The organism is Flindersiella endophytica (assembly GCF_054779015.1).
In genome coordinates this window covers 648,863-661,922 of sequence record NZ_BAAGYY010000009.1, presented here as the reverse complement: position 1 = coordinate 661,922, position 13,060 = coordinate 648,863, and the positions used below count along the sequence as shown (strand labels likewise).

The 13,060-nt window shown below is 68.4% G+C and carries 13 protein-coding genes; 5 read left to right on the top strand and 8 right to left on the bottom strand.

From position 1 onward, the window contains the following. Nucleotides 1–8: 8 nt before the first annotated feature. Nucleotides 9–566: a hypothetical protein gene (locus ACYVF6_RS08390; protein WP_460518111.1), complete on the bottom strand. Its 558-nt coding sequence runs from the start codon at nucleotides 564–566 to the stop codon at nucleotides 9–11. 113 nt (nucleotides 567–679) lie between these two features. Beyond that, the gene (locus tag ACYVF6_RS08385) at nucleotides 680–2,833 is read right to left on the bottom strand and encodes an nSTAND3 domain-containing NTPase (RefSeq protein WP_460518108.1); all 2,154 of its coding nucleotides are present in this window, start codon (nucleotides 2,831–2,833) and stop codon (nucleotides 680–682) included. 27 nt (nucleotides 2,834–2,860) lie between these two features. On the opposite strand from ACYVF6_RS08385, the gene ACYVF6_RS08380 reads away from it, so the two are divergent. After that, nucleotides 2,861–3,805 (top strand): nucleoid-associated protein, encoded by a 945-nt coding sequence (locus ACYVF6_RS08380; protein WP_460518105.1) that lies wholly within the window; start codon nucleotides 2,861–2,863, stop codon nucleotides 3,803–3,805. Here ACYVF6_RS08380 and ACYVF6_RS08375 read toward each other — a convergent pair. From ACYVF6_RS08375 to ACYVF6_RS08365, 3 genes are all read right to left on the bottom strand, one after another. Further along, entirely contained in the window at nucleotides 3,793–4,371 is a 579-nt protein-coding gene (locus tag ACYVF6_RS08375) for a GNAT family N-acetyltransferase (protein ID WP_460518103.1), read from the bottom strand. The genes ACYVF6_RS08380 and ACYVF6_RS08375 overlap by 13 nt on opposite strands. 54 nt (nucleotides 4,372–4,425) lie before the next feature. After that, nucleotides 4,426–5,304 (bottom strand): TolB family protein, encoded by an 879-nt coding sequence (locus tag ACYVF6_RS08370; protein WP_460518100.1) that lies wholly within the window; start codon nucleotides 5,302–5,304, stop codon nucleotides 4,426–4,428. A gap of 99 nt (nucleotides 5,305–5,403) precedes the next feature. Further along, complete coding sequence (locus ACYVF6_RS08365) at nucleotides 5,404–6,099, bottom strand: glycoside hydrolase family 11 protein (protein WP_460518098.1); 696 nt, start codon at nucleotides 6,097–6,099, stop codon at nucleotides 5,404–5,406. Between the two features lie 255 nt (nucleotides 6,100–6,354). On the opposite strand from ACYVF6_RS08365, the gene ACYVF6_RS08360 reads away from it, so the two are divergent. Beyond that, entirely contained in the window at nucleotides 6,355–7,152 is a 798-nt protein-coding gene (locus ACYVF6_RS08360; RefSeq protein WP_460518095.1) for a 5-formyltetrahydrofolate cyclo-ligase family protein, read from the top strand. Nucleotides 7,153–7,271: 119 nt separating this feature from the next. Here the strand turns inward: ACYVF6_RS08360 and ACYVF6_RS08355 are convergent, their stop codons facing one another. Continuing rightward, the gene (locus ACYVF6_RS08355; RefSeq protein WP_460518092.1) at nucleotides 7,272–8,099 is read right to left on the bottom strand and encodes a phytanoyl-CoA dioxygenase family protein; all 828 of its coding nucleotides are present in this window, start codon (nucleotides 8,097–8,099) and stop codon (nucleotides 7,272–7,274) included. Nucleotides 8,100–8,291: 192 nt separating this feature from the next. Between ACYVF6_RS08355 and ACYVF6_RS08350 the strand changes: the two genes are divergently transcribed. The 3 genes from ACYVF6_RS08350 (at nucleotide 8,292) to ACYVF6_RS08340 (ending at nucleotide 10,812) form a co-directional block, all read left to right on the top strand. Beyond that, the gene (locus tag ACYVF6_RS08350; RefSeq protein WP_460518090.1) at nucleotides 8,292–8,708 is read left to right on the top strand and encodes a tetratricopeptide repeat protein; all 417 of its coding nucleotides are present in this window, start codon (nucleotides 8,292–8,294) and stop codon (nucleotides 8,706–8,708) included. A 9-nt stretch (nucleotides 8,709–8,717) separates the two neighbouring features. Beyond that, nucleotides 8,718–9,128 carry a cupin domain-containing protein gene (locus tag ACYVF6_RS08345; RefSeq protein ID WP_460518087.1) on the top strand — a complete coding sequence of 137 codons (411 nt, stop codon included), beginning with the start codon at nucleotides 8,718–8,720 and terminating at the stop codon, nucleotides 9,126–9,128. Nucleotides 9,129–9,279: 151 nt separating this feature from the next. Further along, the gene (locus tag ACYVF6_RS08340; protein WP_460518084.1) at nucleotides 9,280–10,812 is read left to right on the top strand and encodes a non-reducing end alpha-L-arabinofuranosidase family hydrolase; all 1,533 of its coding nucleotides are present in this window, start codon (nucleotides 9,280–9,282) and stop codon (nucleotides 10,810–10,812) included. A 188-nt stretch (nucleotides 10,813–11,000) separates the two neighbouring features. Here ACYVF6_RS08340 and ACYVF6_RS08335 read toward each other — a convergent pair whose 3' ends face one another. Together ACYVF6_RS08335 and ACYVF6_RS08330 are read right to left on the bottom strand one after the other, a co-directional pair. Continuing rightward, on the bottom strand, nucleotides 11,001–11,969 hold the full coding sequence (locus tag ACYVF6_RS08335; RefSeq protein ID WP_460518081.1) for an aldo/keto reductase: 969 nt from the start codon (nucleotides 11,967–11,969) through the stop codon (nucleotides 11,001–11,003). 34 nt (nucleotides 11,970–12,003) lie between these two features. Beyond that, on the bottom strand, nucleotides 12,004–13,002 hold the full coding sequence (locus ACYVF6_RS08330; protein ID WP_460518078.1) for a phosphotransferase enzyme family protein: 999 nt from the start codon (nucleotides 13,000–13,002) through the stop codon (nucleotides 12,004–12,006). Between the last annotated feature and the right edge of the window lie 58 nt (nucleotides 13,003–13,060).

The following is a 13,060-nucleotide window of genomic DNA, read 5'->3' as shown; positions in this document are numbered from 1 at the left end:
CAACCGCGCTAGCCCGCCACCCGGGAAAGGACGGCGGTCGCCACGGGCTCGTATGTCGAACGGTAGGCGAGCTTGCCGTCGGGCCGCAGGCGGAAGCGCTCGCCCGCGCCGGCCTGGCAGACCGAGCGGTCGCTGCGGCTGTCGAAGTTGTCGACGGAGAACTCGACCTCCTCGCCGTGCAGGCTGTCGAGCGAGACCTCGCCGTAGCACGGAACGTGCGAGACACCGATCGAGCCGCACGGCTCGCCGATCCCGCACGCGCGGGTGATCTCCAACGTGAGCTGGAACGTGCCCCCGGCAGTGTCCTTCGCGGTGCCCGCCCAGCGGCCGACCATGGCGGCCACACCGGTCGCGCTCGCCGTCGTGGTCGTCGCGGTGGTCGTGGTGGGCGAGGCCACCGGGCCGGACGTCGTAGCCGGAGGAGGCGTGGTGACGGTCACCGAGGCTTCGGGAGCCGACTCGGGCGTGTTCTGCCCTGCTGGGAGCACATGAACCAACAGTGTGACCACGCCGGTGACCACAGCCGCGCCGATACCGCCGACTGCGACCCAGGCTTCCTTGCTCATCCCTCTACGGCTGGCATCCGCTTCCACCGGAGGTTCCTTCCCCGACGTAACCCGAGGGCTACTCAAGGCTCATGCTGCCAGCTCGCGGAGCGGTTCGCGGGCGAACGGGAAGATCAGCCGGCGAGGTGCCGGAAGATCGCGGCCGGATCGTCGTCGCCGGGTGGCAGTTCGGGCTCGCTCACGGGGTTGTTGTTGTGCACCAGGTCGTCGGCACGGTCCAGCAGCGGCGCGATGTCGAGGTCGAGGTCGTAGCTGCCGGCCCGCTGCCGTAGCGCGTGTGCGTCCGCCGTCAGGATCTCGGGATCGTCGGAGTGGTAGGTGAGATAGTCCAGTTCGGCCCGGATGATGCCCTGAGCGCGCTCACGCATCCGGTCCTGCGCGCCATCCGGGAGCAGGGACGCAGGGAATGCCTCGTACGCGTCCAGGTCCTGGATCGTTCGCGCGGCGGCCAGGCCTTCGGTCACCAGCGCCTGCACCAGCCGGACGCGCCGCGCCAGGTCGCCGGCCGGTACGTCGTTCAGGCGTTCGGCCAGCCGCAGGCAGGTCGGCGTGGAGCCTTCCGGGCGATGGTGTTCCACCAGGTCGAAAACCCAACCGGTGTTGTGTTCCGAGCCGTGGCTGCCGGCGAGCAGCACCACGTCGTCGACGTCGGCCGGCGTGGCGAGCTCCCGGGCGTGCTCCATGATCTGCTCCCGGCGTTGCTTCAGTACGTACGCCAGGTTCGGCCGGTTGGCAGCGCCATGGAGCACGCCGGACATCGAGGTCAGCTCGACGTACTGGTCGAGCCTCCGAACCTTCGCCAACACGTCACCGGCTACGGCCGCGTCGTCGAGGACGGTGAGCAGGTAGTCGGCGCAGCCCGGGTTCGCCAGCACGACGTGCGCCCGCGGCCCTTGTCCCAGCAACCGCAGCCAGGTCGGCTCCAGCTCTCGCAGGGCAGGCGTCCAGGCGACCGCGTCCGGTACGTCGACCAGCGCATGCAGTGCTTCGACCGAGCAGCCGCTGTTGGGCAACGTCACGAGCGCCAGCAGGATGTCGTGGCGCAGCGGATCCATTCGCCGGAACGTCGCGTGCCAGAGCTCGCGCGGATCGGCGAGCACCGCCAGCAGGCGTTCGGTCACGTCGTCGGCCGTCGAGAGTTCTGTGATCTCCGCGGTGACGTGCTCGACGAGCCGCGGGTTGTACGACGGGTGGTCGACGGCCGTCAACAGCCGATTGTCGACGGCGAGCTTGGCGCGCTCGGTGGCATTCAGGGCCGAGAAGTAGAGGTGGTTGAACAGCACGTGCGCTCTGACCGGTGCCGGATAGCCGGCGAGCCTGACGACGCCGACGCCTGGCTGCGAGCCCAGCCAGGAGATGCGATCATCGACATCCATTGCCCGCCGGAAGATCTGCTCGCGGGTCGTCAGCACGAGTCGCTTGCTTCCGCGCTGCAGCCTCACCCGGTCGATGAACCGCACGAGCTGTGCAGACTCACCTTTGGCGAGCTCGAGCTCGATGTCGCCGAGGAAGTCGTCGTGGTAGATGACCTGCTTGGTCTCTTCCCTGAAGCCTTGCCACGCTTCCTCGATATTCGACGAGACCGACAGCAGGTCCCAGCCCTCGCGCGCGGACTCCAGCACCAGCATCTGCGCCAGCATGCTCTTGCCGGCTCCCGGTGGCCCGGCCAGCACACAGACACCGTGCTCCTTCAGCAGGCGCCGCGCCTCGTCGAACTCCGGAACCGGCACCCAGACCTTCGAGTGGTGGGCGGCGCGGTCGAGCAGATCCTCCCCGCGTTGCCGCCGCCCGGCGTTGAGGAACGTCTCGAGAACGTTCGCGGAAGCGAGCCAGAGCTTGAAATGCCGGCGTTCGACCTCTGGATGCCGGCCGAGCGCTTCGTTGAGATCGTCCAGTCCCCACACGTCGTTCAACGTCAGGTCGAAGCCGACGTGGCCGAACTCCTCGATGATCCAGTCGCGCCGGTGAGCGGTAAGCGGCTGCGACGTGACGAATACGTAGCGATCGAACTCCGGCTGCTGTCGGCGTTTGGTTTCTTTTCTCACCGCGGCTTGCAGATCCGGCCATCTGGAGTTCGCATAGTGTTTGCACTGCACGACGATTCGCTCGCCCGAACCAGACTCGCCACGCAGGTCGATCCCCTGGTCGCGGCCGGCTGGATGGCTCACCAGCCGCAGAGAGTATTCCGCGTTGAGGATGTCACGCGTGAGCAGCTCGAAGTCCTGCGGAGACAGGATGGCGAAGTCGTATTCCGGCACAATGGTCATTGTCCCCTCCCGGCAAGGAGGTCGCCGGTGTTCGAGCTCGACTATGTCACCTATGCCCGGGTTGCCCCAGGTGCCGCCAGCACGGACGCGGTTCTCCGGTCGACCGACGACGGTGTCAAGGCATTCCTGGAAGAGCACGTCACCAAGCTCGACGCGCTCGCCAGAAGCCGTGACTCCTCAGCGGGCCGGTTCACCGAGGATGGCGCGAAGGCGTTGTTCCGCGACCTGTCCGCGGGCTCGGAGGCACAGTTCCTGGCAGCTGCGAGCGCGCTCACCAAACGGCTGGTCGCCGAGATGAACGGGCGCACCGCGGCCGGGCTGCTCGTCGCGTTGCGGGCGCGTGCCGACTCCGAGCTGATCGCCGGCGTGCTGAAGCTGGAGGTGGTCGCCGAGCACGCCGCCGTACTGGAGGAGCTCGACTCCGGCGAGGTCGAGCTGTCGGCCGCGACCAACATGATGGACAAACCCGGAGAGCTGAAGAAGGGTGCGCTCACCCGCTCCACTCTCGAGGGGAACCAGGTGATGGTCGGCGACCGGCTGCAGTACGACGCGGCCTACTTCCCGCGGGCGTTCGGAATCCAGATCTACGCACGACCGTCCGAGGCCACCCGCGAGCTGTTCAAAGCGATCGGCGAGCTGGCGCCCGACCTGCTCGGGCCGGTCGCCCAGCACCTTTCCGAACTGTCGCCCGGCGAGGTCGGCGACGTTCTCCAGGCCCTCAGCGATCGCGTGCCCGGGCTCACCGAGGACGTCCGGCTCCGCCTCCTCGACCAGCTGGCCAACCTGACCCGGCCTGCCGGCCGGATCGACACCCAGGGCAAATACCGCCAGATCCTCAACGTCGGCCCGATCCAGGTTTCCGGCCCGGTCGCCGACATGCAGGACCGCATCACCGTCACCCAGACCGGCGACGGCCGCTGGCGGGTCACGATCGACTCGGCCGAGCGGCCGGACACCTCCTACCGGTCCTGACCACGTAGCCGCTTGACGTACTGCCTGCAGACGTAGACCCGGCGAAAGCGCGCCCGCATCGCCTGCTCGAGCTCGATCGGTGCCTGCAGGAACGCGTGGATCGGGTGGCTCATCCCGTCAGGCGTCTCGAAGCCGTCCGCGGAGTCCTGCGCGGTCTTGTGGATGTGGACGTAGCGGAACTTCTCGGTGAAGCCGCCGTTCTGGTACCACTGGTTCGCCTCGGGGTCTTCGCGCGTCCACGCGTCGAGCGTGCCGACCTCGCGATCGTCGAGCTCGGCCGTCGCCGCGGCCAGCAAAGCCGAGGCGATGCCCTGCCGCTGGTGATCGGGATGTACGGCCAGCACGTCGATCGTCGCTTCGGCCCCGAAGATCTCGACGTCCACCAGCCCCGCGACACACCCGCTGCCGGCCTCGGCCACCAGCCGGATCGAGGGACGGTCGAACCGAGGTCGTTCGGTCACGACGTCGTCGTAGTACTGCGTGCGGAAGAAGCTCAGCAGCCGGCACCGCAGCCAGCTGTCCTCGTCGTCGTCGCGGTACTCGCGGATCCGGGCGGAGGTGGACATCGCTGTCAGCATGGACCGGCCCCGGTCACGCGGGCAAGCGTATTTCGGCCGGCCTCAGCCGATCGGGTAGGCGGCGAAGGCGAAGCGGGTGCTGTCGGGCGCCCAGCTGTTGACGTTGATGGTGCCCTGGCCACCGAACAGCGGGTAGTGCCGGATCGGCGTGGACCAGTCGTCGACCGAGACCAGGCGGACGTCGACGTCGAGGTCGGCGGGGTGGCCGAGGGTGCCCGCGGGGAACGCGATGTAGGCGGCCAGCCTGGCGTCGGACGACAGGTGCGGGAACCAGTCGACGGTGTCGCTCGCCACGAGCTGCTCGACCGGGCCGCCGGCGTCGGCGATCCGGGCCAGTTGGGCATGGCCGGGCGTGGTGGTGAAGCCTTCGGTGTTGAAGTAGATCCAGGCGCCGTCGGGCGACCACTCGGGGCCGTCGATGTGGGCGTCGCCGGTGTCGACGATGGTCGCGGTGGCCGCGCCGGGCGTGACCACGGCCAGCCTGCCGGGGCTGCTGAACTCCGAGATCTCCACGTAGGCAAGGCGTTTGCCGTCCGGCGAGACGCCGTGGAGGAAGTGCCATCTGCCGTCGTCGGGCGAGACTCTGGTGACCTCGCCGCCCGCCAGCGCGCCGCGGTAGATGTGGCGGTCGGCCGCGGACAGGTAGATGTGTTCGCCGTCGGGGTCGAGCACGTGGTCGTTGTTGATCGGCGGGAGGCCGGCGAACTCGACCTGTTCCAGACTCGGCCGCGTGGCACCCAGGTCGAGGCGGAACAGCAGGCCGTCGCCGTTGACCAGGAGAGACCGGCCGTCGAGCGACCAGTTCGGTGCCTCGACGAGAATCTCGTCGCTCTCGAAGACCAGGGTGGGCTCGGGCAGTTCGGGGCCGCCGAGCCAGATCTGCGAACGCTGGTTGGGGGCGAGGACGCGACCGTTTGCCATGCACCACACGTTACCGGGCGCTCGCGTCGGCGGGCCGGGGAACGCGGCGCCTGTGGCGGGGGCCACGCCACAGGCGCCAAGTCCGGGTTGCCGGTGTCGTCAGTTGACCGTGACGTTGGAGTTGCCGCTGCTCTGGTATCCCTCGGTCGCGAGCACCATGTAGTAGCGGAAACTGCCGAGGTTCATGCCCACACGGGCCCACGCGTCGAAGTGGTTGCCGGTCGTGATCGTTCCGCCGGTCCGCTTCTGCTGGCGAACACTCCAGTACTGCGGGAACGTACGCGTGCCTTCGACGGAAGGCGCGTTGTAACGCATGGTCTGGTAGATGTCGTACGTGCCGCCGTCGCTGGTGACCGTGCCCTTGTACGTTCCGGTGGGCCGGTAGGTGCCCCAGTTGTCGACGATGTAGTACTCCACGAGCGGGCCCGACGTCCAGCCGTAGAGCGTCAGGTAGGCGTTACCGGACGGGTTGAAGCTGCCGCCGTAACTGACGGTCCGGCGGCTGCCGTTGCTCCAGCCCTTGCCCACAACGAAGTTGCCGACGTTGCTCCACTGGGTGGAGTACTGGCCGCCGTTGCCCATCGTCATGCAGACCGACCCACCGCCGTTGGTCCAGAACGTGAAGTAGTAGCCGCCGTTGCTGCCGGTCTGGTTCGAGCAGATCGTGGTGGCGGCGTTGGCGGTACCCGGGAACAACACCGCGACCGCGACCAGCGCGATGGCGCAGGCCGCGCCGATCAGAGTACGGAGGCGGCTGCGGCGGTTCGGGTGGACTGCGACGTCGTTCACATGCATGCTTGTTCCTCCTTGTTGAGGCCGGCGTTGCGCCCAAGCGATGTGTGAGAGCTGTCGAGACTTCGACTTTGGCAGCAGTATCGGTCCGGGTCCATCCGTCGTCAACACTTCTCGGAAAACTTTCGGAAGCGCCATGGCGATCTGGCCTGGTGTTAGTTGACGTCCTTGCTGGTCATCGTCGAAGTTGCATGGAGACCTTGGTATGAAATTTTCGGACCGATTCCGGGACCTGCAGACGTTGGTACGGTCGTCCTGATGGCAAGGCGCACCGCTCCCCGACACGACCGCGACGCCGGCGGTCCGGCCGAGCTGCTCGCGGCCAAGTCGGCCCTGCGCGACGAGGTGTGGCAGGCGTTGCGCGATGCGGGCGTGGCCCGATTCCCCGGCGCGGAAGGCCGGATCCCGAACTTCACCGGCGCCGAGGCCGCCGCCGAACGCTTGCGCGCAACACCGGAATGGCAGCGCGCCCGTACGATCAAGGCGAATCCGGACTCCGCGCAGTGGCCGGTACGCCAGCGTGCGCTGGAGGACGGCAAGCTCGTCTACATGGCGGTCCCGCGGCTGGCCGAGCCCGAACCGTTCTTCCTGCTCGACCCGGACCACCTCGCCGACAGTCCACGTAAGGCCTCGTCGATCAGCGGGGCCAGCCGGTCAGCTCGCAGGGTCCGGCTCGCCGATCTCGAGGCCGTCGACCTGGTGGTCGCCGGCAGCGTCGCCGCCGGCGAGGACGGCACGCGCCTCGGCAAGGGCGGCGGCTTCTCCGACCTGGAGTTCGCGCTGGCGAGCGAGGCGGGGCTGATCGCGCAGGACACGATCGTCGCGACGACCGTGCACGAACTGCAGGTCCGCCCGGCCGGCGCGATCCCCGCCGTCGACCACGACGCGCTGCTCGATCTGGTCGTCACGCCCGACCGGATCGTCGACTGCCGTACCGGCCGCGAGCCGCGGACGGCCGGGCGGATCAACTGGGACGAGCTCACGCCGGACAAGATCTCCGCCATCCCGTTGCTCGCGGAGCTTGCTCACCACCGCTCGGAAGTCTCCGGCCAGTAGCCGACGACGTGGCCGATCAGGTCGTCGTCGACCCCCAGCCGGATACGGGCATCCCTACGCGCGTCAACTCAGGCGGCGGCGCTCTCACACGCCAGCCCGTGGCCGCCCCAACCGCGCGATCACCAGGGGTCGACGCCGAGGAGCTTCCTGGCCAGGGGGGTCATCGCGGCGAGCTGGAGGTCGCTGTAGGCCGGTGCCGGGCGCCGGCCGACGCCGTGGGTCTGGTCCTCGCGGACGAAGCGCATGAACTCCGCCACGCGAGGCGTCGGGCGGCGGTTGTGGGAGGCACCGTGCGGCATCAGGTGGTGCAGCAGCGCGAAGTCGCCGGCCTCGCCGGTGACCTCGATGCTCTTCATGTGGGTGATCCGCTTCCAGTCGTTGTGGAGGTGCCGGCCCTGCGGGTTCGCGCGGGCTTCCTCCTCGACCTTGCGGTGACCGCCCGGCACCACGTGGATGCCGCCGCCGTCCGGGAGGACGTCGGTGAAGTAGTAGCAGCCGCCGATCTGGACCTCTTCGAGCGTGAACGCGAAGTTGTCGACGTCGGTCGGCACCGAGGCGTCGATGTGCAGCGTCTGGCTCAGCGGCGACTCCTGCTGGCCGTCGTTGCGCATCGTGATGCCGATCGAGCCGTCCATCGAGCGCAGGCGCGGGGTCTGCAGGAGCTGCGCCGCCGCGGCGTACAGCTTCTCGTTGGCGAACAGCGGCAGGAACTCCGGACCGTCGTAGGTGTGGTTGCCCGGCGTGTAGATCGGCTTGATCCGCCCGCCGGACACGTGCCAGTGCTCGGGGATGTGCAGGTCGCGCGGCACCAGGTCGAGGATCAAGTCGCGGTAGTACGCCGCCTCGTCGCGGGACATCACGCCCTTCACCAGAAGGTAGCCCTGCTCCCAGAACTGGTTGACCTCCTCGTCGCTGAGGACGCTGGGGGTCTGTTCGATCGTGGTCACGGTAGTCCTCCGTGGACTGGATCGGCCTTTGTCCGTCCTCGTCAGTGTCTCCGAGGGCGGAACGCGAGCCACGCCCGATGACCGGTCCTGGTCTGCCAAGGCCCGCTTTCGGATCCTTCCCGCCGCCGGAATGCCGCCGGGGGGTTTCACGTTTGTGGTGGCGGAACCCGAGAGACCGTGGAAGGGGGTCTCGTGATCGACAACTTCAACGCCTACCAGCCGAACGGCGAACCGGCCGCCGACCGGTGGGCGAGCGCTCTGCACCTGTTCGACGACGGCGCCGGCGAACCGCACGACGAGACCACCGCCGAACGCTGGGAGCGGGCTCGCCTTCGGTTCGAGGCCAAGGACTACATCGGCGCGGCCAAGCTGCTCACCACCGTCGTCGAGGAGTTCCCGGCCCAGACCGGGCCGCGGCTGCTGCTGGCCCGGGCGTACTACCACTCCGCGCAGCTGCGGCGTGCCGAGGAACAACTGCGGGAGCTGCTCGCGCGCGACCCCGTGGAGCACTACGCCCACCTGCTGCTCGGCCGTACGCTCGAACGCCAGAACCGCCCGGACGAAGCCGCGCCCTGGCTTCGGATGGCCGCCGCCTTCACAGGCGACTAGCGTGAGTGCATGGGCGACGAACAGCTACGGCTCGGCGATCATCAGAGGCTACGAATCGTGTCCTCCACCCCGGAGGCACTGAAGATCGAGTCGACCTGGCAGCCGAGCGACCAGAAGCCGCCCAGCCACTACCACCCGAACCAGGACGAACACTTCGAGGTTCTGGAAGGCGAAGTGACCGTCGAGCTCGACCGCGGCCCGGAGCGAACGCTCCGGGCCGGCGACACCCTCGACGTCTCGCGCGGAACACCACACCGCATGTGGAACGCTGGGCCCGAGATCGCCCGGGCCCTGTGGCACGTCACGCCGGCCATGCGCACCAAGGAGATGTTCGAGTACATGGACCACGGCCTGCCCCCACAACGGGCGATCCGCCTGCTCTGGCGCTTCCGCCGCGAGTACCGCCTACGCTTCTTCTAGCCTCCCGGTTCGACCCGGTTCGACGGTTTGGTTCGATCGCGGTTCGACGGGGGCTTCACAGATGATGTTTGACGTTATACCTTGACGCTGAAGCGTTTGGGAGCGCTCCCATCTCAGCTCGACTCCGTTCTCGAACTGCCGGGAGGTCGTCATGTCTGGATTCCCACTCCAGCGTCAGCGTCACAGGCGCCGGGCGGGTGTGGTCGCGGCGGCCTTCGGGCTGCTCGCCGCGTTGCTCGGAGGGGTCGGCGCGGGAGGCGCCGCGGAGGCGGCCACCGTCGACACGTCGGCGTGGTACGTGCTGGTCAACCGCAACAGCGGCAAGGCGCTGGACGTGTCCGGGGCGAGTACCGCCGACGGCGCGCAGGTGCAACAGTGGGCTCGCCACGACGGCACCAACCAGCAGTTCCAGTTCGTCGACTCCGGTGGCGGTTACTACCGCCTCAGGGCGCGCCACTCCGGCAAGGTGCTCGACGTCTACAACTGGTCGACCGCCGACAGCGGCAACATCGTGCAGTGGCCCGATCTCAACGGCGCCAACCAGCAGTTCCGGCTGGCCGACTCCCCTGACGGCTATGTGCGGCTGATCAACCGCAACAGCGGCAAGGCCGTGCAGGTACAGAACTCCGCGACGACCGACGGTGCCCGGGTCGTGCAGTTCGCCGACTCCGGTGCCACCGGCCAGCAGTGGCAGCTGGTCAAGCTCGGCACCAGCGGCGGTGGGGCGTTGCCGTCGACGTTCCGCTGGTCGTCCTCCGGTGTGCTGGCCGGCCCGAAGCCCGACTCCCAGCACTCCGGTGCCCTTGCCGTGAAGGACTTCTCGGTCGTACGCCACAACAACCAGTGGCTGATCTACGCCACCACCGCCAGCCCGTCGGGCTGGGGCCTGGTGCAGTATGCGTTCGGCGACTGGTCCCAGGCTGCGAACGCCACGCACACCTACCTCGACACCGCGTCCGCGATCGGCCCGGGCTATCGAGCCGCACCGCAGCTGTTCTACTTCGCGCCGCAGAACCTGTGGTACCTCGTCTACCAGACCGGCCCGCCGACGTACTCAACCAGCTCCAACCCCGCGGACCCGCGCTCGTGGTCGGCGCCGCGTACGTTCATCGCCTCCGAGCCGGCGATCGTCACGCAGAACAAGGGGCCCGGCGGCTGGATCGACTTCTGGGTGATCTGCGACGCCTCGAACTGCTACCTGTTCTTCAGTGACGACAACGGACACATCTACCGCGCGCAGACCTCGCTGTCGAACTATCCGAACGGCTTCGGCAACACCCAGATCGTCCTGTCCGACAGCCGGTTCGCGCTGTTCGAGGCCACGAACGTCTACAAGGTTTCCGGGCAGAACCAGTATCTGCTGATCCAGGAAGCGATCGGCTCCAGCGGCCGCCGCTACTTCCGCTCGTTCACCTCCTCCAGCCTCACCGGAAGCTGGAGTCCTCTCGCAGCGACGGAGAACGAGCCGTTCGCCGGACGCAACAACGTGACGTTCCCCGGCGGCGCCTGGACCCAGGACATCAGCCACGGGGAGATGGTCCGCGCGAGCAACGACCAGACACTCACCATCAACCCCTGCAACCTGCAGTACGTCTACCAGGGCATGGACCCAGGTGCCAGCGGCGACTACATCCGCCTCCCGTGGCGGATGGGCCTCCTCACCCAAACCAACTCCACCTGCTGACCCGGAGCGAGTGAAAGGAACCCCGGAAGGACACCACAGCGACCATCTCTCGGCGTCCTTTCGCCCGAGCCGCCGTCGCCGGTGCCGCCATCGCGGTCACCGGCGGCACGCGGGTCCGTGACACCTACGCGGCGAACACGGCGTACGTCGTTGCCGGCCCGGGCTGATCGAGCCGTGACGTCCGGAGGCTAGACAGTCTCACTGCGGTCGGTGGCGGGCGGAGGCGTCGGCGAGAGGGCGGAGATCCGGTTGCGCAGCTCGTCGGTCATCTCGATGTCGACGGCGGCCAGCGAGCCCTCCAGCTGGGACAGGTTGCGCGCACCGATGATCGGCGCGGTGATCGCCGGGTGGGAAAGCACCCAGGCCACCGACAGCGCCGCCGGCTCGACGCCGAGCTCGCGCGCGAACTCCGTGAAGCGTTCGGCCGTGGCGTAGTCGCCGTCCTTGCTGTAGCGGTTCATGTACATGGCGTTCTCGACCAGGCGTCCGCTGTCGGGGCGTTTGGTGGCGCCGTACTTGCCGGTCAGCAGGCCGCCGCCGAGCGGGCTGTAGCTGATCACGCCGAGGCCTTCGGCCTGCGCCAGCGGCAGGAGCTCGACCTCGACCTGGCGCTTGACCAGGTTGTACATCGGCTGCAGCAACTCGAAACGCGCCAGCCCTTCGCGGGCCGAGACGCCCAGCGCCTTGGCGATCTGCCAGGCCGCCCAGTTACTGACCGCGGGGTAGAGGATCTTGCCCTGGTTACGCAGGTCGTCGAGCGCGAGCAGCGTCTGCTCGATCGGCGTACGGTCGTCGAAGGTGTGGACGAAGTAGAAGTCGAGCCACTCGGTGCCGAGCCGGCGCAGGCTGGCCTCCACGGAACGAACGATGTTGCGACGCGACAGGCCGCGCGCGTTGGCGTCGGCGCCCATCGGGAAGCCCACCTTGGACGTGAGCACGATCTCGTCGCGGCTGCCGGCGATCAGCTTGCCCAGAATGGTTTCCGAGGCACCCTGGCTGTAGACGTTGGCGGTGTCGTAGAAGTTGATCCCGGCGTCTCGCGTCCGCTTGAACATCTCGGCCGAGAGCTGCTCGTCGGCCTCGTCACCGAACGACATCGTGCCGAAGCACAACGGCGACACCTGCACACCTGTCGAACCCAACGTCACGTAATCCATGGGACGACTGTACGCGGCGGCGGATCGGTGCCGGCTAGAGCTGGATCGACAACGCGCGCAGGCGTTCGGTGCGGCTTGGCAGGTCCCGGAGCAGGTCGGCGATGTCCTGCTCCACCGCTTCGTTGTCGCCCATCCACCATTCCACGGACTGCCGGCCGAGCGACACCTGGATCCGTGCGTACAGGCCTTGCAGGTCGTGCCTCGTCACGCTGAGCAGGGCGTCCTCGCCGGCCCAGGCGAGGTCGCCGCCGGCGTCTACGTAGGCCCGCAGCACTCGCTGGATCGGCTCGAGCTCGGCACCGCCCGCGAAGATGTACGCCACGCGGGCAGCCTCGAGGGCCGCGCTGTCGACGCGCACGCTGTCCCAGTCGACGAGCAGCGGGCCGGCCGGCGTCATCAGCAGGTTGTGGGTCTTGAAATCGCCGTGTGTCGTCACGCAGTCCGGCGGCGGCGTGCCGTCGAGCAGCCGCTCGATCCTGGCCGAACGTTCGAGGATGTGCGGGAGGATTTCGCTTGCTCGCTTTGCCCACGGCTTGCCGCGGGCGGTCGCGGTGGCGAAGCACTCTTCCCAGTCCTCCGGCGAACGGATCGCGCCGCGCCACCAGCCGGGCAGCGGTGAGCCGGGCAACGGCCGCAACTGGTGGATCCGGGCCATCGTGCGCCCCAGCCAGCCGGCGATGTCGTCGCCGCCGCGCAGTGGGCGATGCTCGACCCAGCGGTAGGCGCGGAACAGCCGCCCCTCGATCTCCGTCAGCCGGCCATTGACGGTCCCCGCCGGCTGGATGGGCTTGGGCAGGTCGACGCCGGCGTGGAAGGCCAACTGCTCGAACTCCATCGCTGCCTCGAGCTGGTCTCGCAGGGACCCGGCCATGAACCGTCCGGCCGAGTTGTCGCGGTAGCCCTTCAGGAAGTACCGGCCCGCGCTGGTGTCGAGCCGCCACGTGTCAGTGTCGCCGCTCCTGACGTGAACGAGCTCCTCCGCCCGGCCGAGCCCGAACGCACGAGCGAGAGCGTCCGCTGTTGGCGTGTACACGCGGTCCATCCTGTCGTGTTCTCCGGCCCGACGCGGCCGGCGCGGGCAGGGGCGGTCG